The 13,320-nt window shown below is 73.9% G+C and carries 10 protein-coding genes; 1 reads left to right on the forward strand and 9 read right to left on the reverse strand.

Annotated elements, in window-relative coordinates; translation table 11 throughout:
* Positions 1-56: 56 nt before the first annotated feature.
* The gene (locus Actkin_RS22955) at positions 57-1,466 is read right to left on the reverse strand and encodes a COG1470 family protein (RefSeq protein ID WP_258904222.1); all 1,410 of its coding nucleotides are present in this window, start codon (positions 1,464-1,466) and stop codon (positions 57-59) included.
* 57 nt (positions 1,467-1,523) lie between these two features.
* Here Actkin_RS22955 and Actkin_RS22960 point away from each other — a divergent pair, with 57 nt between their 5' ends.
* On the forward strand, positions 1,524-4,088 hold the full coding sequence (locus Actkin_RS22960) for a choice-of-anchor D domain-containing protein (RefSeq protein ID WP_258904223.1): 2,565 nt from the start codon (positions 1,524-1,526) through the stop codon (positions 4,086-4,088).
* Here Actkin_RS22960 and Actkin_RS22965 read toward each other — a convergent pair.
* From Actkin_RS22965 to Actkin_RS23000, 8 genes are all read right to left on the reverse strand, one after another.
* Positions 4,018-4,665 carry a pyridoxamine 5'-phosphate oxidase family protein gene (locus Actkin_RS22965; RefSeq protein ID WP_258904224.1) on the reverse strand — a complete coding sequence of 216 codons (648 nt, stop codon included), beginning with the start codon at positions 4,663-4,665 and terminating at the stop codon, positions 4,018-4,020. The two genes, Actkin_RS22960 and Actkin_RS22965, sit on opposite strands and share 71 nt — an antisense overlap.
* 10 nt (positions 4,666-4,675) lie before the next feature.
* Positions 4,676-5,620 (reverse strand): zinc ribbon domain-containing protein, encoded by a 945-nt coding sequence (locus Actkin_RS22970; RefSeq protein ID WP_258908093.1) that lies wholly within the window; start codon positions 5,618-5,620, stop codon positions 4,676-4,678.
* Between the two features lie 1,622 nt (positions 5,621-7,242).
* Positions 7,243-7,773 (reverse strand): phage tail protein I, encoded by a 531-nt coding sequence (locus tag Actkin_RS22975; protein ID WP_258904225.1) that lies wholly within the window; start codon positions 7,771-7,773, stop codon positions 7,243-7,245.
* Positions 7,773-9,710 (reverse strand): putative baseplate assembly protein, encoded by a 1,938-nt coding sequence (locus tag Actkin_RS22980; protein ID WP_258904226.1) that lies wholly within the window; start codon positions 9,708-9,710, stop codon positions 7,773-7,775. The genes Actkin_RS22975 and Actkin_RS22980 overlap by 1 nt, the downstream gene beginning before the upstream one ends.
* Entirely contained in the window at positions 9,710-10,117 is a 408-nt protein-coding gene (locus tag Actkin_RS22985) for a gp25 family contractile injection system sheath assembly initiator (protein ID WP_189211479.1), read from the reverse strand. Before Actkin_RS22985 ends, Actkin_RS22980 begins: the two co-directional genes overlap by 1 nt.
* Before the next feature lie 11 nt (positions 10,118-10,128).
* On the reverse strand, positions 10,129-12,030 hold the full coding sequence (locus Actkin_RS22990) for a phage baseplate assembly protein V (protein WP_258904227.1): 1,902 nt from the start codon (positions 12,028-12,030) through the stop codon (positions 10,129-10,131).
* Positions 12,027-12,863, reverse strand: a complete 837-nt coding sequence (locus Actkin_RS22995; RefSeq protein WP_189211481.1) for a LysM peptidoglycan-binding domain-containing protein — start codon at positions 12,861-12,863, stop codon at positions 12,027-12,029. Before Actkin_RS22995 ends, Actkin_RS22990 begins: the two co-directional genes overlap by 4 nt.
* Positions 12,860-13,306, reverse strand: coding sequence for a phage tail protein (locus Actkin_RS23000; RefSeq protein WP_189211482.1), 447 nt, complete (start codon positions 13,304-13,306; stop codon positions 12,860-12,862). The genes Actkin_RS22995 and Actkin_RS23000 overlap by 4 nt, the downstream gene beginning before the upstream one ends.
* Positions 13,307-13,320 lie beyond the last annotated feature (14 nt).

The raw sequence follows: 13,320 nt of genomic DNA on the forward strand, positions 1-13,320 counted from the left end.
AGCGTGCACAGGGAAACGGCGCGATCACCCGATCGCGCCGTTTCGCTGTTCCCGGATCAGCCCGCGAGTCTGCCGGAGAAGGACGCGGCGGGGGTGCAGGTGTCGGTGGCGGGGTCCTCGCAGCTGACCGCGAGCACCAGCTGCTCGCCGGGGGCGAACGTCCACGGCTCGACCAGGTGGTAGTCCAGGTCGCGGAAGTTCGCCAGCCCGACCTCCAGCAGGACGATGTCGCCTCGGCGCAGTTGCAGCAGTCCGGCGTCGCCGCGCGGGTTCTGGAGCAGGATGTCGGTGATCACCAGCGTCTTGTCCGCAGCGGGGGCCGGGTCCGCGGTGAAGGTGGCGAAGTCGGTGGGGTTGGCCGCCGTCGGGGCGCTGGCGGTGATGCGGAAGTCCGTGGTGCTGCCCGCGGAGATGTCCACCCCGCCCGGGGAGACCACGGACGGCTTCGGCGGGGCGATCCCGCCGTCCTCGACCGCCTTCTGCGCCGCGTCCGCCTTCTGCTGGGCGTCGGCCGCCTGCGCGGCGGCGTTGTCGGCCTTCGCGGCGACCTCGGCCTGCTTCTCCTCGGCGGCCTCGACCGCGGCCTCCCGCGCCGCGGACTGCAGCGTCGGCTTCAGCACGGTGAACCACAGCGTCACCAGGGCGATGGCGATGACCAGCAGGGCGATCAGCGCGGGCAGCAGCCACTTCGGCAGCAGCTGCTGCTGCACGACCGTGCCGTTGGCGTGCACCGGCGGCGTCTCCGGGGCGACCGCGGTCACCTGGAACGGCAGCCTGCGGTCCTGCCCGCGCAGGAACCGGTCGTACGGGCGCACCTTCAGCTTGAGGAACGCCGAGGTGCCCGGCTCGACGGTCAGCGCGGCGTGGTCCAGGCTGAGCTTGAGCTGCTCCTCCGGGTCCGACGGGTGCAGCTCGACCGACAGCGGGTGGTTGCCCGCGTTGTCCACCACCAGCTGGTGGCGCGCCCGCCGCCTGCACGTCGACGTCTTGGGCACCAGCTCCAGCTGCAGGTCGGTGAACGGCGCGACCAGGACCGCGCCCTCCTCGACCCGCGACCCGGTCGGGTCCTCGCGCGAGGCGACCCGCACGCCGAACGGGACCGCGCCCGCGAGCACCTGCGACGAGCGCGGCGGGGCGAAGGCCACCTCGACCTCGGCCTCCTGGCCGGGCATGAGGTTGACCACCTGCGGGGTCACCGTCGTCCACTCGCGCGCCTCGCCGACGACGTCCACGCTGAACTGGTCGACCAGCGGGCCGGAGTTGTGCACGCGCACGGTGGTGACGACCGTCTCGCCCGGGGTGGCGGCCAGCTCGCGGCCCGCCAGCGTCGTGGTGGCTCCCATGCGGGGAAGTGTCTCGATCACCGCGGACGGCGGGGACGCCGCGCGGGGTGCCGGGCCGGGCAGCGCGCGCTGCCCCAACGGGCACCCCACGGCGACCGCTTCGCCACCCGCGCACCTGGTCATCTTCTCCTTCAGCGCGCCTAGGTTCGGCTGCGCAGTCCGCGATCAGGGGAGGTACCGGTGCGCGCAGCGCGATCGGCCGCGGTCCGCCGCGGCGCGCTCGGACTCGTCGTGGTGACGGCGGCGGCGCTGGTCGTCTGGGTCCCCGCGGGCACGGCGGCCGTCGCCCCCGGCGACACCGCGCTGGTGACCCGCTCGACCGAGGCGACGCTGCCGAACTCCGAGGCCGTGGAGACCGCGATCTCCGGCGACGGACGGCACGTCGTCTTCTCCTCCCGCGGTTCCTACACCGACCTGGACAACGACTTCTCGGTCAACGTCTTCGCCCGCGACCTGACCACGGGCGTCACCACCCAGGTCAGCGTCGCCTACTCCGAGGGCGAGGCGGTGTCGCCCAACGGGGACAGCGCCCAGCCCGCGATCTCGGCGGACGGCCGCTACGTCGCCTTCGTCACGACGTCGACCGACATCACCGGCGACGACTACCCGGCGGACGTCGTCGTCGCCGACCGCGACGGCGACGGCAACGGCACGCTCGACGACAGCCTCCTGGAGTTCCACCGGATCTCCGACTCCGACATCTACGAGGGCAGCCCGCGCACGCCGCGCATCTCCGCCGACGGCGGCCGGGTGCTGTGGACCGACGAGTCCATCGGCGACTCCGGCCGCCGGTGGGTGGTCCGCTACCGCGACCTCGACAGCGGCGCGCCGACCTCGCCGATCCGCACCGTCGGCGCCGACCCCGACCCCGACGACCTCCGGTTCGTCGTGGGCGCCTACGACGGCGCGCTGTCCGCCGACGGCACGCACGTCGCGATGACCGTCGACTTCGTCGAGTACACCGAGCCGGGCCTGCGCGGGCGGCCGCTGCTGCGGCTGGCCGGGCAGAGCGCCCCCGCCCCGGACTTCACCGCGATCGTGCTGGTCCGCCTGGCCGTCGGCGACGAGTCCGACGAGGTGTCCAGGGTGGACTTCGACGAGGACGGCGCGTTCCTGGGCACCAGCCGCGAGGTCGGGGTCCGGTTCCCGGCCCTGTCCGGGGACGGCTCGGTCGTGGCGTTCGAGGCCCAGGCCTACGACACCAACTCCGACGGGGCCTGGTTCCCCTTGGCCGACCAGCCCAACGTCTACGTGCACCTGCGCGGCGAGGAGCGGTCGTCGATCGCCTCCCGGAACAACGCGGGCGAGCCGCGCAACGGCGCCCGGCCCGCGCTGTCGGCCGACGGCCGGTACCTCGCGTTCGTCACCGACTCCCTGGACATGCACGACGGCGTCGACTGGGGCCCCTACTCCAGCTCGTGCCTGCACGAGACCGACTCGGTGGCCGCCGTCCCGCCGCCGGACGCAGAGCGGGACCTGCGCACCTACTGCCAGGTCGTCGTGCGTGACCTCATCCTGGACGAGGCCCGCGAGACGGCGGGCGCGGACCGCCTGCCGGGCGTGCTCGCCTCCCCCGGGCTCGACCCGTTCTGCTCGGAGAACGTGCCCGATGGCGAGACCTGCGCCGGGAACCGCAGCAGCGGCCTGAGCCCCAGCCAGTGGATCCTCGACTTCGGCGACGGCGAGGGCGTGCCGAGCCTGAGCGCGGACGGCGGGCGGGTCGCCTTCGACTCCTTCTCCGAGGACCTGACCGCCGACGACCCGGCGCCCGAGGCGCGCGAGTGGGACGGCTTCGTCCGCACGTTCCTGCCCACCCTGGTGGCGGACCCGGTGGACTTCGGCGACACCGAGGTCGGCTCGACCCGCGACCGGACGGCGACGCTGCGCGTGGTCGGCGCAGGCCCGCTGACCATCGCCTCGATCACGGTGGACGGCGTCGACTTCGCCCCGGGCGCGGACACGTGCGTGGGCGTCCGCCTGCACCGCGAGGACTCCTGCCTGGCGGGGGTGCGGTTCTCGCCGACCGCGGCGGGCGGGAGGTCGGGCGTGCTGGTCGTGCGGCTGGCCGACGGCCGGGAGTTCGCCGTCGACCTGCGCGGCAGCGGGTCGGACGTCCCGGTGGTCCCGGACGGCCCCGAGTTCGCCGCGACGCCGAACCCGGTCGACTTCGGGGCGCGGCTGCTGCTGTCCACCGACCCGACCGCGACCGTGACGGTCACGAACACCGGCGGCTCCCCGATGACCTTCCCCGCGCCGCCGACGGCCGCCGGCGACTTCTCGGTGCGCTCGACCGACTGCGCCGTCCTCGCCCCGGGCGCGTCCTGCGGGGTGGTCGTGCAGTTCCGGCCGACCCGGCCGGGGGCGCGGACCGGGGTGCTGGTCATCGCCAGCGACGCGCCGGGCGCGCCGCACCTGGTGGCGCTGCGCGGGTCCGGCAGTCAGCCGGTGATCGTGGTGAACCCGGGCGTGAGCAGGCCGGGGCGGGTCATCTCGGTGAGCGGCACGGGGTTCCCGGCGAACGCGGCGGTGACCGTGGGCTACCAGGAGTCGATCGAGACCGCGACCGCGCAGTCGTCGAACGAGGGCGCGTTCCGCGTCTCGCTGCTGCTGTTCCCCAAGGCGGCGATCGGGACCCGGACGGTCACGGCCACCGTGGCCGGGGTGGCGCCGGAGTTCATCCAGCCGGGGCGGCTGCTGGTGGTGTACCCGTCGATGTCGCCGCCGGAGTTCCTGACCCGGGGCTGAGGTCGGCGCGCGGCGGGAGCGGCAGCGGCAGCGCGGGCAGGCCGTCCAGGCTCGCGCCGACGTGCGGCTTCTTGGCGCAGTACTCGGCGAACTCGGGATCGGACTTGCGTCCGAAGTGCTCCTCGTGCAGCGTGCGCTCGCCGCGGTACTCCATGAACGGGACGGCGAACCCGCAGGTGTCGCTGATGCGGGTCGCGGTGACGACGATCACGGCGCGGATCGCGGGCTTGTCGCCGTCGGGGAAGCGGGCCGCGAGCGCGGGGAACCGCTCGTCGTCGCGGAAGACGGGCTCGCCGGTCCCGTGCACGCGCACGATGTTCGGCGGGCCGTCGAAGGCGCACCACATGAGCGTGATGCGGCCGTTCTCGCGCAGGTGCGCGATGGTCTCCGCGCCGCTGCCGCCGAAGTCGAGGTAGGCGACGGTCCGCTCGTCGAGGACGGTGAGCGAGCCGGACCGCCCCTTCGGGCTGACGTTCACGTGCCCGCCGTCGACCGGCGCGGTGGCGACGAAGAAGACAGGCTGCGCGTCGATGAAGTCGCGCAGCCTGCCGTCGATGCGGTCGTAGGTCTTCCCCATGCCGGGGAGTCTATCGTCGGATGAACATCTCAATCTCCGTGAAGGCCAGGTCGGTGCCCTTGACGGACTTGAAGACGTCGATCACGTGGATCTCCACGCTGCGCGCGCCCTGGCCGTTCTCGAAGCTGATCTCCTGCGGGTCCGGCTGGTCCTTGAGCTCGACGTCGGCGGTGCGTCCGGTGTCGAACACCAGGTGCAGCCTGCGGGGGCGGTGCATGCTCTGGAACCCGTCCTGGGCGCCTGCGCGCACGATGGCCTTCTCCAGGTCGACAGGGCGGTCGTAGGTGAGGATCAGGATGGGCTTGCTGTTGCCGGAGGTGGCCCAGTAGGACTTGGTGTTGCCGTCGACGGCGGCCTCACCGGGGTGGTCGGGCAACGCCGCGGTCGCCTTGACGGCGATCGGGGACACCGGGTCGTACTGCGGGAGGACGAGCTCCTCCACCCACTGCTTGGCGCCGAGCGCGCGTTCGTTGACCCAGCCGCGGAACTGGCTGGAGACCCCGTAGGCGATGGTGGCGATCAGCAGGAGGATGGAGACGACCCTGCGGGTGGCGCGGAAGACGGCGCCAGCGGTCTCGGCGAACTTGGACTGGCCCTGGCGGGTCCCCTTGGGACGGTCGCCGGTCTTGCGGACCTTGGCGCCGCCCTTGGGAAGCAGCTTCCGCCACCACGGCGTTTTGACGACCTCGGCGTCGGCCAGGGAGGTGCCGCATCGGCTGCAGAACTTGCGGGTGGGCGCGTTGCCCTCGCCGCACTCGCCGCAGACCAGGTCACCGGGCTTGAGCTTGGTGGTGGGCGGCCGCTTGCGGGTGACGGGCGCCGCGGGCTTCGGCTGCTGCGGCAGTTCCCCCTTCCCGGTCTGCCCGACCCCGGCAACCGGCACCACCAACTTCTTGGCCGCGTCCCGCTCCTCGACAGTGGGCAACCGGGGCGGTTCGGGAGGAGTGCTGTCCATAGGACCGACCTTGTCCGCGGAGGGCTTGGGGGTGATCGCGGGGAGCGGGATCGAGCTAGCCGTCTGCCCGTTGGCGGCATGCTCGGGTGGGCTTGCCGGTGGGGGAACCTGCGGGAGCGGAGGTGGGGGCGGCGGCAGGGATCGACTGTCGACCGATGCCTTCGGCACAGGTGGCGGCGGCAGCTTGAGCGCACTGCTGGCCGCAGGAGGCACGGGAGGCGGCACGGCACCGACCGGCTTCGGCGGCGCAGGCGGTGGAGCCGTCGCGCCCGTACTCACCGGAACCGGCGGCGGAGCCGTAGCGGCTGGCTTCGGAGGAGGAGGAGGAGGAGGGGGCGGCACGGCGGCACCCGGCAATGGTTGGGCCGGGGGCGGTGGGGGCACGACAGCCGCCGGTTTCGTCGAAGCAGGCGGCGGGACCGCCGCACCCGGCACCGCCGGAGCGGGTGAAGTGGCCGCTGCGCCCGGGTTCGCCGGAACGGGTGGTGGGCTCGCTGCGGCCGCTGTCGCGGGAGCGGGGGGCGGGACCGCCGCACCCGGCACCGCCGGAACGGACGGCGGGGACGCCCCACCCGAGACCGCCGGAGCGGGTGGGGGGCTCGCTGCGCCTGGTGTCGCGGCAGCGGAGGGCGGAACCGCCGCCGCACCCGGGACCACCGGAACGGACGGTGGGGCCGCCGCGCCCGGCACCGCCGGAGCGGGTGGGGGGCTCGCCGCGGCCGCTGTCGCGGCAGCGGAGGGCGGAACCGCCGCCGCACCCGGGACCACCGGAACGGACGGTGGGGCCGCCGCGCCCGGCACCGCCGGAGCGGGTGGGGGGCTCGCCGCGGCCGCTGTCGCGGCAGCGGAGGGCGGAACCGCCGCCGCACCCGGCACCGCCGGAACGGACGGCGGGGCCGCCCCACCCGCCACCGCCGAAGCGGGTGGGGGGCTCGCCGCGGCCGCTGTCGCGGCAGCGGGGGGCGGGACCGCCGCCGCACCCGGGATCGCCGCAGCGGGTGGTGGGGCCGCTGCGGCTGGGGGCGGCGGAGCGGGTGGGGGTGGGGGTGCTGTGGTGCTGGGTTTGGGGGGCGGCGGTGGGGGGACCGCGCCGGCTGGCTTTGGTGGGGCTGGGGGTGCGGGCGGTGCTGGGGGTGCGGGAGGCGCTGCGGCGGGGGGTTTTGGGGGAGGTGGGGGGACGGCGCTGGGATTGGGGGGGACTGGGGGTTTGGGGGGTAGTGGCGGTTTGGGCGGAGGCGGCTTCGGCGGGGGTGGCTTGGGTGGGGGTGAGCCGGGCTTGGGCGGGGGGCTGGGGCGGGACGGGGCGGACGACGTGGAGGGGGTCGTTGGGGTGCCGCCGGGGCGGGGTGGGGCGGGGCGGGTGGGGGTTGTGCCCGGGCGGGTGGGGGTGGCGCCTGGGCGGGGGGTGGATTCGACGGGTGGGCGGTTGCCCACGTCCGCGTAGAGGACCGACTGCAGCCGCGACAGGAAGCCGCGCTTCGGGGCGGCCTCCTCCTCGTCCTCCTCCACCGGGGGCGGCGGAGGCGGTTGCACGCGTTCGCCCGTCCACTCCAGGAAAGCGCCGCATTGGCCGCAGAAGGTGTCCTTCTCGGAGTTGTGGTGGCCGCAGCCCTTGCAGACGATCACGTCGTCACCTCCACCCGGTGGACCACGTGGGCTGGTTTGCCCGCGGCCACCGCTTCCTCGACCACTTCCTGCGGGATCGGCGCCGCCGCGCGGACGCGGACGGCGAGGCGGGGGTGGGACTCGCCGGGCAGGGGCGCGCCCGGGTCGGTCGACCACGCGACGCCGCCGCTGTCGGCTATGTCCACGGTGCCGCCGGTCAGCACCTCCAGGTGCGCGCGCAGCCCCGCGACCGTCCCCCGCATCCGGTACATCTCCACCGCCGAGGCCACCACGGCCCGTCTGCGCTCCACGGGCCACTCCGGGTCCAGGTCGATGCCCACCCAGCCCGACAGCCACGTCAGGAAGTCCTCCGGCGCCAGCATCGGGTCGACGTAGTTCACCAGGCAGTCCACTGTCGACAGAATGGGCGCCAGCACGTCGTCGAAGCCCGCCACGAACCGCTCGGTGAAGGGGTCCTCCTGGTACACCGCGGGCAGCATGTCCAGCAGCGGGGACGGGGAGGCCAGACCGGGGACCAGGCCGCGCATCAGTGGTCCTCCACCTTCACGTGGTGGTCGTACCCGAACACCAGACTGTGCCGGTCCAACTCCAGCCGCTGCGTCTGCGCCCCGCGCTCGCCGGTCACCGGGTTCGCGCCGAACAGCCGGACGTCCTCGACCAGGTCGACGCCGCGCACCCGCTGCAGCAGCGCGTAGACGTCCCCGGCCTGCACCGGCCGCCCGAACGGCCAGCCCGTCCCGTCGGGCCCGCCGCTGATCGGGTTCAGGAACCCGTACAACGCCGCCAGGGCGTCCGTGCGCACCCGTGCCTGGTCCACCCGGGGCCGCGCGATCAGCCGGGCCACCACCGTCACCCCGCGATACCGCGGCGGCGACACCAGCACCCGCGTGCCGATCAGCCGCACCGAGTCCAACCGGTCGGTGATGCGCGCGAGCATGTCCTCGCCCGGCACCAGGTCGGCGAACTCGACGCGCCCGTCGCGCTGCGCCGCCGCGGGGACGACCAGCACCCGCAGCGAGCCCGCGTCGGCCTCGTCGTCGCCCGCCGTGACGCACCGCACGCGCGCCACGTCCGGGGCGGCCTCGCGGGTGATGGCCTCGTAGTCCTCCGCGGTGACCGCCCGGCTGCGGGTCCGCAGCAGGATGGGCCCGCGCGCCTTGGCCTGCTCGACGGTCTCCCCGTCCACCCCGCCCGATGCCGCGTGCAGGTTCTCCACCGACGCGACGAACGGGATGGACGACTTCAGCGTCCGGATCGTGCCCCGCCCCACGTTGCCCAGCCGCCCGCCGCCCACGGCATACCGCAGCCGGATCACCGCGGACGGCTCGGGCACGGCGCCGTGCACGCGGAACCCGCCGTCGGCCTCCCGGATGGACGGACCGAAGTAGACGGTCCCGCCCGCCGCGTCCAGCACGTAGTGCCGGTCCTGCGGCCCGCTGCCGACGAAGTGCTCGACCCGGGTCCACTCCTGCCACCCGGCGTCCGACGACACCTCCAGCACCACCCGGTCGGCCACCACGGGCCCGCGCTCGATCGGGAACGACTGCCCGGGCACGCCCTCCGACACGCCCAGCACCTCGTCGTCCACCAGCTCGCAGTGCGCGGCCTCCACGGTGCCGCCCACGGTCCCCGCCGCGAGCGCGCCGATGATCGGCGACTCGTGGTAGGTCGGGAACTCCGCGCCGACCTCGACGACGCGAGCGCGCAGCCATCCGGCCCGCTCCCCCGCGATCACGCTCACCTCGTGCGTCCCGGGCACGTGCACCAGCACCTCGCCCGCGGTGTTGAGCGCGCCCGTGCTGTCCTTGCTGACGACGCACTCCACCCATTCCGACCCGGTCCACGCCTCCCAGACCAGCGGCGGGTGGTCCGGGTGCACGCCGACGCCCTCGACCCGCGCCGAGACGTCCAACCGCACGACGCAGTGCGGGACGGCCGAGGTCAGCCCGACCAGCAGCAGGTCACCGGGCGCGGGCACCACCGAGAACGCCGGGAACGTCTCCCCCATGCGCAGCGCGTCGGTGTGGAAGGCGGGCTCGCCGTCGGCCACCGTCGCCACCGCGTGCACCGCGCAGGGGATGATCGACAGCGGGTGCGCGGTGGAGAACACCACCGACTCCTCCACGTCGGTCCGCACGGTCGCCACCTCGGTCCCGGCCGGGATCCGGACCGGCGCGATCGCCGGGGCCGAGAGCCAGAACGTCACCGGCACCCGCGCGGTCGCGGGCGGGATGAGCCGCAGCCCGATCATCTCCAGGAACTTCACGTACAGCCGGTCGGGCACCTGGTTGAGCCGGAACAGCAGCTGGTCGGTCATGTAGGCGAACGTCTCGATCAGCGTCACGCCCGGGTCGGACACGTTGTGGTCGGTCCACTCGGGACAGCGGCGCATCACCATCCGCTTGGCGTCGTCGACCAGGTCCTGGAAGCGGCGGTCGTCGAGGTTGGGGGCGGGCAGGGCCATCAGTAGTCACTCCCGTCCTCGGGGATGGTGTAGAACGGGAAGACCAGGTTGCGCCGGTCGTTGGTGTCCTTGATCCGGTACCGGATGTCGATGAACAGCGCGCCCTCCGTGTCCGGGTCGGGACGCACGTCCACGACCTCGATGTCCACCCTCGGCTCCCAGCGCAGCAGCGCCCGCCGCACCTCGTGCGCCAGCTCGGCGATCGTGGCCGGGTCGATGGAGCGGAAGACGTAGTCGCGGATGCGGCTGCCGAACTCCGGCCGCATCGGCCGCTCCCCCGGGTAGGTCGCCAGGATGAGCCGCATCGCCTGCTCCAGCTCCACCTCCCGGCGCACGAGCGCGATGCCGCCCTGGGCGCCGACCCCGAGCGGGAACGCCCAGCCAGCGCCCACGAAGTCTGCCGACACCGCGTCCTCCTTCAGTTCAGCTTGATGATCTTGCCCTTGATCTCGGTGGCGGTCTGCCCCTCGATCGCGACGGTCTTGCCCTTGAGCGTCAGCGGGCCGTCGGACTCCAGCTTCAGCCCGGCCAGGCCCGCCTTGATGGTGATCGAGCCCTGCCCGCCGCACTCGATGGTCAGCGCGCCCGGGACCTGGCTGACCGGCGGCGCGGGGTCGCACTTCAGCGAGACGGTCCCGGCGACCTGGTCGATGCGCAGCGAGAGCTTGTCGTCCTTGGTGCCCAGCACGATGTCCGAGCGCCGCGGGCGGGGCGCGGGCGGCACGACCTCGTCGCCGAACAGCAGCCGGTTGCCCGCAGGCGAGGCGATGCCGCGCTCGACGACCGCGCCCGAGCCGTTGACCGAGGTCTCCAGCGAGCCGAAGTCGGAGTTGCGGTTCACCAGCCCGCCGAGCACGTACGGGCGGCGCGGGTCGCCGAACTCGAAGCCCACCAGCACCTCGTCGCCGACCTCGGGCAGGAACAGCATCCCGCTGCGCCGCCCGGCCCCCACCTGCGCCACGCGCGCCCAGTCGGACTCGTAGTCCGGCGCCAGCCACGGCATCGCCACCTTGACCCTGCCGAGGTGGCGCGGGTCCTTGGCGTTGGTGACGACCGCGCACACCAGCCCGTCGGTCGGCGACTGGCGCGCCGACCCGGCGGCGGTCAGCCGCAGCAGCGACCGGTCCTGGCGTCCGCTGACGACGAACCGGGTGTGGTAGCCGCCCTCGGTCGGGTCGAAGACGTGCCGGGCGTTGGTCACCACCCAGTCGCCCTCGAACTGGGCGGGCACGCCCACGATGGCGACGGTGGCCCCGGCCTGGATCGCCGGGTCGCCGTCGGCGTCCCCGTCGGCCTCGGCGAACGTGCTCGACACGTGGTCGGCGACGCTGCGCGCGACCCGGTCCGCCGCGCTCTGCGCGCTCGGCCCGCTGCCCACCGGGCGGTCGACCACGAGGTAGGCCGTCGCGCTGGGCGTCGGACCCATGTCCAGCGCGGGCATCCCGGGCAGCGGCGGGGGCGCGGGGACCGGCACCGGCAGCGAGATCCCGCTGCCGAACGAGCGGGCAAGCGCTTGCGGGTCGTCGTCCACACTGGCCGAGCCGGTGGTCGAGTCCGAGCGGCCGACCACGACCTCGGCCGTCATCGGGTCCCACACCCTGACCTCGACGTCGGGGGTCAGGTTGGCCGCGCTCGTGCGGGCCAGGAACGTGTGCAGGTTGCGCTTGAAGGTCAGCGTCGAGCCGAGCCCGGCCAGCGACGCCGCCGCGTCCACCAGGCCGCCGCCCCCGCCGGAGGCCGAGGAGGCCGCGCGGAAGAAGAACTCCCCGCCCGCGACGCCGGTCTCGTAGCCGATCTCGCGGGCGCGGGCGGTGAGGAAGTCCCAGTCGGTCTGGGCGATCTGGGCGATGTGCTCGTGCGTGCCCCGGGATGCCTCGATCGTCCCGACGCGCAGCCCGGCCTCGCGGGCGATCTTCCGCGCGATGTCGGAGTCGGTCATGTTGACGAACGTGCGGGTGCGCCGCGCCCGCTGCAGCCGGTGCGCCTTCTCGTAGCCGCGCACGACGGTGAGGATCATCGCGTCCTGGCAGACCGCCTCGATCGCGGTCACCTCGCCGGTGATGAGCTCGGTGTCCGACCCGCCCGCCTTGCGGCCCTTGACGGTGACCACCGCGCCGATGGCGAGCCCGGTGTCGGCCACGAGCGTGCCCGCCTCGTCGGTGAACGTCAGCTCGAACATGTCGGGCAGGTGCAGGTGGGTGTCCACGACGGCGCGGATCAGCTGTTGGGAGTACATCGGCAGCATCGGCACGCCGACCGGGTGGCCGATCGACACCGCGGGCATGACCACCGCGGAGGCGTCGGAGAACAGGCCCGTCACGCCGTGCCCCCGGTCAGCTCGTGCGGGTTGGGCAGGTAGAGCGTGCGGCCGGGCCGGACCCTGCTCGGGTCGGTGATCCCGTTGACCTCGGCGATGCGCCGCCACAGCCCCGGCCTGCCGTAGCGGGCGGTGGCGATCGAGGTCAGCGTCTCGCCGTCGCCGACGGTGTGCGTGGCGCGGCCGGGCAGGCCGCCGGAGGTCGGGTTGGTGGGCAGGCTGGCCAGGGCGCTGGGCTGCTGGCGCAGCTTCAGGTCCACCTCGGCGCGCAGCGGGATGCCGGTCACGTCGAAGCGGACGAAGGTGATCGCGACGTTGAGCAGGCGCACCTCGTACATGAAGGCCACCATCGGCGGTCCCCACTGGAAGATCAGCTCCGGCAGCGTGGTCTCCAGCGTCGCGCCGCCGATGCCGGTCGCGCCCGGGCCGCTGAACGGGCTCATCCAGCGGATCAGCTGGTCGCAGCGCAGCTTCGCGGTCAGCCCCTCGAAGGTGACCTTGCTCAACACGATCTCCGGGGCCATCACCTTGCGGGTGATGGTCGCCGTGCCGCCCGCGGGCTCCTGCAGGTCGTGCATGTTGGGGCGGGAGACGTAGCTGGCGCTGCGCCGGATGGAGATCTTCTCCGGGTTGAAGTCGAACGGCACCACGCCCGGGGTCTTCGGGTTGAGGCAGTACAGCACGGCGGGCACGCGCGCGCCCGCGACCACCGCCGCGCCGACGCCCGCGCCCACGACCGCCGACGCCGTGCTCTGCGCCATGTCCATCGGCGTGCTCACCGCGCTCGCGGCCTGGTCGACCGGGCCGCCGGACATCGCCACGCTGAAGTCGGTCACAGGAACCCCTCGTGCACCAGGGTCAGCGACTCCATCGCCACGCCCAGCGAGGTCGCGTCCAGATCGGGGCCCTTCCAGCTGCTGGGGTAGACGTTGCGCAGGTGCCAGGAGGTGACCTCCTTGGCGTGCGCGTCGAACAGCGTGATGCGGGCGGTGCCGCCGGGGGCGCCGATCATCGACTGGACCCACGCCTGGGCGCGGTTGCGCAGCCACGCCTGCACCATGGCGGCGCTGGCCTTGTCCATCGCGCGCTCCAGCGTGACCTCGGGGTAGTCGATGTTGCCGGGCAGCACCGGCTGGTAGAGGTAGTTGCCGCCCTCCTTCACCTTGTGCGGGTTGAACTTCACCGCGAGTCCCTTGCAGCGGGCCCAGCCGCCGAGGTCCACGCCGTCGACCGACACGTGGAACCGCGTGGTGAGGGCCAGCATGGTCTTCATGGTCATGGCCACGGCGCACC

It is taken from the genome of Actinokineospora sp. UTMC 2448 (assembly GCF_024760565.1).
In the GTDB taxonomy this organism is placed as follows: Bacteria; Actinomycetota; Actinomycetes; order Mycobacteriales; family Pseudonocardiaceae; genus Actinokineospora; species Actinokineospora fastidiosa.